Source organism: Rhodococcus sp. P4_E4, assembly GCF_056401575.1.
Map to the genome: position 1 here is coordinate 252,004 of NZ_JBFUJB010000004.1, position 9,639 is coordinate 261,642.

A 9,639-nucleotide genomic window follows, 5' to 3' on the forward strand; every position below is an offset into this window, starting at 1 on the left:
TCTCCTTCGTCCGCCGTGAACGAGAATCAGTCGGTTTGAGGTTCGGACAGGAAGCCGAGTTCTTCGGCACGCTGGACGGCTCCGGGGAGCCTCGGCCGGTAGGCAGCGTGGGTCGGCGCCCAACCGTCGACAAGTCCGTTGAAGCCTTGAACCCGTTGCTTGCCGCCGAACGGCACCAACGTCACTTCCTTCTCGTCGCCCGGCTCGAATCTGACCGCAGTGCCCGCGGGAATATCGAGGCGCCAGCCGAAGGACTGTTCACGATCGAACGACAACGCGCGATTGACTTCCATGAAGTGATAGTGCGAACCCACCTGGATGGGACGGTCACCGGTATTTCGGACCCGCAGCTTCAAACGCGGACGACCCTCGTTCAGTTCGATCGGCTCGTCCCGCAACACATATCCGCCGACCGGCACTTTCTTCTCGCCGCCGGAATCCTTCTTCGTCGATTTGCTTGCCATCTTGGAGTGCTCCTGACATCTCGGTCGGGCTACTGGATCGGAGAGTGCACGGTGACGAGCCGGCTACCGTCGAGGAACACCGCCTCGACCTGCACACGCGGAATCATCTCCGCGACACCTTCCATCACGTCGTCGACCGTCAAGGCGTGCGATGCGTCGGCCATGACCTCCTCGAGTGTCTTGCCCTCCCGAGCTCCCTCCAGAGCGGCTGCAGTGATGACTGCGACGGACTCCGGATGATTGAGTTTGAGCCCCTTTGCCTTTCGCCTCAGTGCGACATCCGCCAACATGAGAATTGTCAGCTTGTCGAGTTCTCGCGGTGTCAGATGCATTCCGAACGCTCCTTGTCGATCATGCGGTAACTCCCTGTCGTCGAATACATGTCAGCTCCCCTGTTCCGTCGCTTCGGTGAGAGGTTCGGCCGCCTGCTGGACGAAACCGCTCCTCCTGCCGCCCGAGTACTCGTTGATCGCGTCCAGAACCGCCTGGGCATGTTCCGAGGCGACCAGCACCTCGACACGCAACCGCTCCGTGAACACGACGTCGTTGCGTTGCCCGCGAAACTTGAGAGAGGCCGAGTCGCTCGCGGAGACATGCGCTTCCGATACGACTATCGATTCCGCTCCGGCAGCCAGCAGCGCCTCCCGAAGCTTCTCGGACTCGATGGTCTGCAATACCGCCGTGATGAGTTCGTGCTTCGGGGCGCCGAGGTTCGGAACAAGTTTTGCCCCCTCGACCAGGACCCCCGAGTCGAACCCGCTGGTCTGCGGCGCACCACCGGCGTCGACGAATGCGGCGTTGTAGCGGTACGCGTCCATGCCTTGCTGACGACGGTCGATGTCCACCTGGTCTTTCGGAGCCAGCTTGAGACCGATGGTCTTCTCGATGCCCGTGGCGATCAGCCAGGTCACCACGAACGAGAAAGCGATGACGACGATCAACGCCAACGCCTGCTCGCCGAGTAGTCCTGCGCCGCCGCCGAAGAAGAGTCCGTCGCGGCCGATCGAATTGATCGCCTTTTCGCCGAACAAACCGAGAAGGAGTGAACCGAGGATGCCGCCGATGAAGTGGACCGCGATGACGTCGAGCGCGTCGTCGAACTTGAAGATCGACTTGAGCGCGAGCGCGAAGTGGCAGACCAGTCCGGCAAGCGCGCCGATCGCCAACGCGGAGAAGGTGCTGACGAAGCCGGCGCAGGGGGTGACGGTCGCGAGACCGGCTACCGCGCCGGTGATTCCACCGATCGCCGTGGCCTTGCCCTCGGTATACCTTTCGATGACGAGCCAGACGACCATGCCGCCCGCTGCGGCGATGTGAGTGTTCATCAAGGCTTGTGCCGCAACACCATCGGCGGCCAATCCGTCGCCTGCGTTGAATCCGAACCAGCCGAACCACAGGATGCCTGCGCCGATCAACGCCAGAGGCACCGAGTGCGGGACTGCCTCGGCGTTGGGCCATCCCGGACGTTTGCCGACCACCAGCAAGATTGCCAGGGCGGCGGCGCCGGCGGATGCGTGGACGACAATTCCGCCGGCCCAGTCCTGAGCTCCGCGGAGCGCCAACCAGCCTTCGGGATTGAAGAGCCAGTGCGCAATCGGGGGGTAGACGATGATCGACCACAGCACGAGCAGAACGGCCCAGCCCAAGGGCTTGAGCCGGTTTGCGGTCGCACCGGTGATCAGCGCGGGCGTGATGATCGCGAACATCATCTGATAGACCACGAACGCCAGAGTCGGTACCGCGACTGCACCTTCGATCAGGTGGAAGCCCGGGGCGGCGGCAGTGTGTATGTCCTGCAAGCCGAACAATTTGAGGTCACCGAGGAAGCCGGAACCCCAGTCTCCACTGAACGCGAAGCTGTATCCGAACACGACCCAGGTAATCGAGACGAGTCCGAGTGGGACGAGGTTCTGCTGCAACATGACGAGCGCACTGCTACCACGCACCAGACCGGCGTAGAAGAAGGCGAGTCCGGGAACCATGAAGAGAACCAGGCCAGCGGAGATCAGCACCCACGCCGTGTCCCCACTGTCTATCACTGCTTCGGCTAACACCATTTCCATCGACATCGACGACCTCCGAGCATTATTCGGACCTGAACAAAGTCATTGGTTAGAGCAGCAATTCGCGATGTTCCAATTCACTGCGACAGTTACGCTACGCCCCATAGTTGCACCTTCTCAGCAAAATCGGGGGAACATCCGGTTTTCACGTTTAGTAGAGCATTGTTCTGGGAAAAGATGGGACTTTGCCTAAACATTGCGGACGCTCCACAACCTACAATTGCGGGACCAATTCTCACCGAAAGTGGTTTAAGTCTTGCAAAATGGGGAACGTAGCCGCAGGTGAGCGACACTTTCGAAGCAGAAATGCCGTTTCCAGCTCGGGACTTAGCTCCCTAACCAAGACAGCCGCGAGCGCCCTGTTTGATTACCAACGTCGGTGACCCGCCTATCCAATCGGGTAGGTAATTTCACCGAACATCTTCTCACCTGTTCAGATGACTAACCTTCACTGCACTGAGGGCAATCCTGTCGTTAATATGTTCTTCATCCGTACTGGATATTTCGACCGGAAAGTCGAAGATCACCTTTCGATAACCTTTGAAGGTGAAAAAACTCTCGCTGTAACTCTTTTGTTATGCAGAACCTAGAAGGGAGGATTGATCCCACCAGGCGAGCACTCGGATGCCGGACACAGTCAGCCACTTCGACGGCTCTCCCGCCTTTGTGTCGACCTCGAACCACACCCGCCCCGGTTGGCGACCGGCCTGGAGCCACGTCCCATCCGAGGCTCGAGCGACCCGGATCATCTCGATCGCGTCCGCCATTCGCGGATCAGGCTCATTTCCATACGACAACGACGCTTCGCGGAAGTAGTCGGCTGCGTTGAGCACGTTGTAACGCCACCGGAACGGGTACGCAAACCGGCCGACCCAGGGCCCCACCGGTTCGCAGGTCGAGAGTCGCCGGAACAGACCGCGCTGCAACAAGTACTCCTCACCGGATCGCCGAGCCGCGCGCGTCTCATCCGTTCCCCCGGTCGCGATCTCGTACGCGAGAAGCCCTTTGAGTGAATTGAGCGTCGAATGAAACGACGATCGCGTCGAACCTTCGGTCCACTCGCAGTTCCACCCACCATCCGGAAGTTGATGCCGCACAAACCAATTAGCGAGTTCATCAACGCAAACATCGAGCCACACACCGTTTGCCACCGTCCAGGCGTTGATGCAGCAATCGACCTCACCGTCCCAGTACGGCCGGCCCTCGTACTCCCAGCGACAGTTTTCCGCGAGCAGTTCTGCGGTTCGACGCTCCCGCAGAACACCGGCGTCGAGGCCCCACTCACGCAAGGAGTTGAGCGTCCAGGTTGTTGCCGTCCAGGGTTGCGAACTTTGTTCTGCTGCTTCGGGTCCCGCGAAGTCGAATTCTGCCGGGAAGAACGCCCCACCCGCCCATTGGCCGTCTCGGTCCTGCAATGAAAGCAGGCGTGCACCAAATCCTTTGGTAGCGATCGACGCGCGCGTCGCCGCCCACACAGTGGGCGCTTCGTTCAACAGATCGCGCTCCACCTGCCACCGAATCGCTGGATCCGAGTCGAGGAGCCACGCGAGCAAGTCGGTTCGGGGTGCCATCTGGCAATACTATCGAAAGGCGAAGCAGGCCATCCGGTTAACGCATTTCTCGACGTCTGATGCAATGGTGAACTCCGGACCCATTGCGTGGCCTACACCGGGTAATCCAACGCCGCCCGCACCGCCACGATGTCGGCGGCAGCGACCTCCATTGGCTTGTCCCCCAACCGAATCAACGTGCCAGTGGACAACTCCTCTACCACCGCAGATTGGGGCAGCGCGCTGCGATCGAACCTAACTCCGGAATGGAAGTATGTTTCCCATCCCACCTCGACCTCACCTTTCGACCGATTCTGAAGATCTATGTAGTCGCCGATGCTCCACCGAGCTCGATCCGGTTTCCAATGCTTGACGATAACTTTCATGATCGCGTCTCCGATGTCAGGGCCGAGCAGCTGCCGGGTGCTGTCGGTGAGCTGCGTCTCCGTCGGCAACGACACCCGGACACTGTTGGGGGCGCTGGTTTCTAAGCCGCCGACCCTGGAGATGATCCGCCGCGCGGTCCCGTCCTCGGGCGACAAACCGATGCTGTACCCCGGTCCGGGGGTGTCCGAGTATCCCACCTCCTTCGAGCGGGAATGCTCGAAGATTTTCACCAACCCGTCCACACTGAGATCCGCGGGGCCTTTGTCCAGTTTTTTTGGTGTACACCCACGGCAACGCCAACTCCGGGTCGATCGTTTCCAGGTCGTCGAGGAAAGCGCGCATCGTCTGCGCCACCTCCTGACTCGACTGCACCCGCGTGCCCCAATATCCGGCTACCGTCGGCCATCGCCCGAAAAAGCTCATCGCCCCGTCCTTTCCAACCACTGCGTAATAGTCTCCGTCCGACTACGTGTCGCGACATGAGCAAGGGTCGGCGGTCACGCGGCGTCTTAGACCGGGTAACCCAGTGCTTCCCGCACCGCCAGGATGTCGTCGAAGTTGACGTCTAACGGTTTCTCGCCCAACCGAATCAGCGTTCCGTTGGGGAGTTCCTCCAGTACGGCGACGACGGGCAGTTTGCTGTGATCGAGATCGATCCCGGACTGGATGTATGTCTCCCACCCGACTTCGATTTCGCTGACCTCATTTCCCTGCGCATTGCGGTACTCCCGCGTCCCCCACCGCGCAGACTCCGGCGACCAATGCTCGATGATCGCTTTCATGATCGCGTCCCCGACGCGTGCAGTCAGCAACTGCGACGCCTCCCCGATTGCTTGTTTCTCCGGGGGGAGGGTGACGTTGACGAGATTCGGAACCCTCGGAACATTCCGGCCGAGAGAGAATTGGATTCTCAAGAACTGATATCTGTCCGGGTGCAACAAACTCACGATGTAGCCAAGGTCGAAGGCAGCAACGGATTGCCCTTCGATATCCTTCGCTGCCCGGAAGATTTTCGCTAGGACTTCCACGCTTAGATCGGTCGACTCGAAGGCAGTCTCGGGCGAAAACACCCAAGCTTCTCCAAGTGCTCGATCAATGTTCCTCAGACTATGAAGAAACGAGAACACCTCCGCTGCAATGCCTTCTACCGGTTGCGTCCGAGGGCCCCAATACCCGATCACTGTCGCGCCACGATCCGAATTCATCGACCTTTCCTTTCCAGCCACTCTGCGATCGTCATAGTCGTTCTCGGCAAATCATTGTCATTGAACAGTTGTGGTCCGGGTTGCTGCGGAGCGCCGGGGGCATCCGGATTCACCGGCACCTGACCGACATCAGGCAGAGTCGGCACACTTGGTTCCTCGGTGCGACCTGGCGAGGGAGCCTCCAGGGTGGAGTTCTCGGGTCTCGGGTTCGACCCCGGATCGCCAATCCCACCGGGCGAGAGTGATTCCCACTCGCCACGATCGGGATCGCCGGGAAAGTGGGTTGCGAGGGTTCCGGAATCGCGGGATCCGGGCGTGCAGGTTCATTCACGGACGGAACAGAGGGTTGATCATGCTCGGCAGGTGGAACTGTGCCGTCGATGGCGGGTATGCCGCGCGGTGGCACTCCACCCGGAGCGTCGATCAGCTGGTGCGTAGCCGGATCGGGACCGCGGCGCGGTAATTGCGGGCAGGCTGGTCGGTCCGCGCCATCCCTACCTGCAGGCAGCCCCGAGTGCGCCCAACGTAGGGCTCACAGCCGTCTGAAACCTTTGGGTAGAGGAATCTCCGGTCGTTCGGTCGGCAGTCCTGCTGCTGCGCGGATGCTTCGGATGTCCTCGACTGTTAACGGCGTGGACAGATTCTTCTGGATGACGATTGTGCCGTCCTGGTAGGGAAATGCCTCCACGCTGGGCGGGAGCTGCGTTTCCTCGATCGGCAACTCAGGACCGAAGTAGGTGCAACTGCCCACGATCGCGTCACCCGGTACGTTGAACTGAGGCGATGATTCGGTTCGGCGGTAGAGCACGGTGACACGCGAGTCCCAGATATCGGCTAGCCCCTGAACGAGCTTCAATGCCAGCGAAATCAGTGATTCGTCGGCAAAGGCACATGCGAATGCGCCGGACCCTGAGGTGCCCCCGAAACTAACAACGACTTTGACGTCTCCAGCGGGTGAATACAGGGTCATATGTCGTCCCAATGAGAGGGGATACATACCGCCGGTGGCATCAGGGGATCGTCTGCGCTCGATCAATGCGGCTTCGATCGATTTTTCCGTCGGAGGTACAAGGATCTGACGGATATTCGACGCCAAGGCTTGCTCGAGTCCGGCACCGTCGGGGAGGGCATCGCCTACTGTTTGGTACAAGTCGACGTCGAAGACAGGATCGATGTCGCGAAGCAATCGTAGCGAACGTGCAACGAGCGCGGCCGTGACGGCCTCGCTTTCAGGCGCACCCTTTCGTGGAATGACCTTCACTGTCAAGCCCACCGTAGGATTGCGGCGCAGTGATGACGTAGGCACTTTCACTCCCCTCCAAATACGATGATGTTGATGTTCTCCATCCCGATGACCTCGTCGAACGCATCCTCCATTATCTGAGCAGCTTGTTCTTAAGAACACCATCACCTGCGGACGTGAGCTTGGCCGTAACTTCTGGTGTCACAGCCGGCGCGAGCCTTTCGGTAGGCGAACCTCCGGTCGTTCGGTCAGCAGGCCGACTGCTGCACGGATGCTTCGGATATCGTCGGCAACCAACGGGGCGCGTGGATCACGCTGGATGACGATCGCTCCTTCTCTTGTACGGAAAAGCTTCGACAGTGGGTGGGATCTGCGTTTCGTTGATCGGCATCTCAGGGCCGAAGTAGGTGCAACTGCCCACCGTTGCGTCGCCGGGCACGTTGTACTGAGGTGTGAGCTCCGCATCCCGGTAGAGCACGGCCGTGGGAGCGTCCCAGATATCGGCCATACCCTGGACGAGTTTCAATGACAGTGAGATCAGAGATTCATCGGCGAAGCCCCCTGGGTACGGCCAGATGAAGGTGCAAAGTAAGGAACCTGCTCCTGCCGTACTCCCGAATCCGATGAGAATTTCGATGTTTCCGTTGTCGGTGAACAACCTGAGTTGATGCCCGAATGAGAGTGGGTAAATCCCGCCTGCGGCATCAGGAGACTTTCTGCTCTCGATCATTGCGGCCTCGAGGAGGCCTTCTGCCTGAGGCGTGAGGATCCGCCCACCATTCAATGCCAGAGCCTGCTCGACCGTAACGCCGTCGGGAAGGTCATTCCTCACGGAGCGATACATGTCGACGTCAAAGACTGGGTCAAGCTTTCGAAGGAACTGCAGTGACCGCGCTGCCAGCACTGCGGTGACCGATTCGGCTTCCGGCGGCCCCTTCCGCGCCATGACTTTCACGGTCAACCCGGACGCCGGATCGCGACGTAAAGATGAAGCAGACAACGTCACTCCTGCTCGAAGACGATCGACCAATCGGAACAGTCTCTGGCGCTACACCGGGTAACCCAACGCCGCCCGCACCGCCACGATGTCGGCGGCATCGACCTCCATTGGCTTGTCCCCCAACCGAATCAACGTGCCAGTGGGCAGCTCCTCTACCGCCGCAGATTGGGGCAGCGCGCTGCGATCGAACGTAACTCCGGAATGGAAGTACGTTTCCCATCCCACCTGGATCTGACCTCTAACTCGCGGTTGCAGATCGAGGTAGTCGCCGATGCTCCACCGAGCCCGATCCGGTTCCCAATGCTTGACGATCACTTTCATGATCGCGTCCCCGACATCCGGTTCGAGCAACCGTCGCAATTCGGGGGGAACATCCTTCTCCGTCGGCAACGACACCCGGACACTGTTGGGGGCACTGGTTTCCAGCCCGCCGACCCTGGCGATGATCCGCCGCGCGGTCCCGTCTTCGGGTGACAAGTCGACGTCGTAGCCCGGTCCCGGGGTGTCCGAATACCCCATCTCCTTCGAGCGGGAATGCTCGAAGATTCGCACCAACCCGTCCACGCTGAGATCTGCTGGCACTTTGTCGAACTCGGCAGTCGAGACCCACGGCAACGCCAACCCCGGGTCGATCGCTTCCAGATCGTCGAGGAAGGCCCGCATCGTCTGCGCCACCTCCTGACTCGACTGCACCCGCGTGCCCCAATACCCGCCCACTGTCGGCCGCCGCCCGAAAAAGCTCATCGCCCCGTCCTTTCCAACCATTGCGCAATAGTTTCCACCGTGACACCGACGACGTTCTCGTCGTCGAAGCCTCTCAAGGCGAGTTCAGCATATTGTTCGTTGAGCATCACCCACACGAGCTCAGCGTCCATCCCGGCTTGTGCGAGGGCATCGAGCTGCGCCTGAGCGGTCTTGGGCCAATCTTTTTGCCAAACACGGCCCCGGAAGTCCGTTACGTAAGGTTCACCGTTCCGGTCGAAGATGAAGTCGTAGATGTGTTTCGCATCGACGATGACGTTCATGTCCGGGAACCAACCGTCGAACTTGAGCTCACCGTTCTTCCCGGCATCGAATGGCAAGATGAACGCGAACTGCCCGTCCACCAGCGTGACGAGTTCCTGAAATACCCGAGAAGGCCTCAACCTCCGAGCGGCGTCGTACCGGAGACCTTCGCCTGCATCACCCCATACCCCGACATCGGTGCCATCCCGATCACCGATGATCCGGGACTGCAACGTACGCAGATCCAACGGGCCGACTCCTTCGACCTCCACGATGTCCGGCGGTGTTTCGCCGGGTGCGAGTTGCGGTGGTTTTTCTCGTGCGAACGGCATCCACCACAACGGATCCTGTTCAACCCCTGGTCCCTCCGGGCTGTCAGGCTGTGTGGGAGGCATCGTGACCGCGGGTCGCTGCGTCGGATCCTCGATGACGCCAGGGCTGGGAATGGTGCTCGGATCGGTGGCGAAGGGGTCGAATTCCGGTAGTCCGGGTTGCTGCGGAGCGCCGGGAGCGTCCGGATTCACCGGCACCTGCCCGACATCGGGCAGAGTCGGCGCACTCGGTTCCTCGACCTGACCTGGCGAGGGAACATTCGGGGTAGAAATTCCTGGTGTCAGGTTCGGCCCTGGATCACCGATCTCCCCCGGCGTGGATGGTTCCCACTGGCCGCGGTCGGGATCGCCGGGCGAAGTGGGTTGCGAGGGTTCCGGAATCGTGGGATC

The 9,639-nt window shown here is 60.4% G+C and carries 9 protein-coding genes and 1 pseudogene; all 10 read right to left on the minus strand.

The window, feature by feature from the left end; translation table 11 throughout:
- Positions 1-26 precede the first annotated feature (26 nt).
- Entirely contained in the window at positions 27-464 is a 438-nt protein-coding gene (locus AC1DVN_RS07315) for an urease subunit beta (RefSeq protein ID WP_003943812.1), read from the minus strand.
- Between the two features lie 29 nt (positions 465-493).
- Positions 494-796 (minus strand): urease subunit gamma, encoded by a 303-nt coding sequence (locus tag AC1DVN_RS07320; protein WP_003943837.1) that lies wholly within the window; start codon positions 794-796, stop codon positions 494-496.
- A gap of 51 nt (positions 797-847) precedes the next feature.
- Positions 848-2,533 (minus strand): ammonium transporter, encoded by a 1,686-nt coding sequence (amt, locus tag AC1DVN_RS07325; RefSeq protein WP_007731720.1) that lies wholly within the window; start codon positions 2,531-2,533, stop codon positions 848-850.
- A gap of 569 nt (positions 2,534-3,102) precedes the next feature.
- Entirely contained in the window at positions 3,103-4,098 is a 996-nt protein-coding gene (locus AC1DVN_RS07330) for a prenyltransferase/squalene oxidase repeat-containing protein (protein WP_047888768.1), read from the minus strand.
- A 92-nt stretch (positions 4,099-4,190) separates the two neighbouring features.
- Entirely contained in the window at positions 4,191-4,694 is a 504-nt protein-coding gene (locus AC1DVN_RS07335) for a hypothetical protein (RefSeq protein WP_223257877.1), read from the minus strand.
- 279 nt (positions 4,695-4,973) lie between these two features.
- Positions 4,974-5,669, minus strand: a complete 696-nt coding sequence (locus AC1DVN_RS07340; RefSeq protein ID WP_326839284.1) for an Imm52 family immunity protein — start codon at positions 5,667-5,669, stop codon at positions 4,974-4,976.
- Between the two features lie 532 nt (positions 5,670-6,201).
- The gene (locus tag AC1DVN_RS07345; protein WP_225989407.1) at positions 6,202-6,975 is read right to left on the minus strand and encodes a hypothetical protein; all 774 of its coding nucleotides are present in this window, start codon (positions 6,973-6,975) and stop codon (positions 6,202-6,204) included.
- Between the two features lie 247 nt (positions 6,976-7,222).
- On the minus strand, positions 7,223-7,918 hold the full coding sequence (locus AC1DVN_RS07350; protein ID WP_223257881.1) for a hypothetical protein: 696 nt from the start codon (positions 7,916-7,918) through the stop codon (positions 7,223-7,225).
- Between the two features lie 42 nt (positions 7,919-7,960).
- The gene (locus tag AC1DVN_RS07355; RefSeq protein WP_003943963.1) at positions 7,961-8,656 is read right to left on the minus strand and encodes an Imm52 family immunity protein; all 696 of its coding nucleotides are present in this window, start codon (positions 8,654-8,656) and stop codon (positions 7,961-7,963) included.
- Positions 8,653-9,639, minus strand: a pseudogene (locus AC1DVN_RS07360) (hypothetical protein); the annotation flags it as partial. The pseudogene AC1DVN_RS07360 and the gene AC1DVN_RS07355, both read right to left, overlap by 4 nt.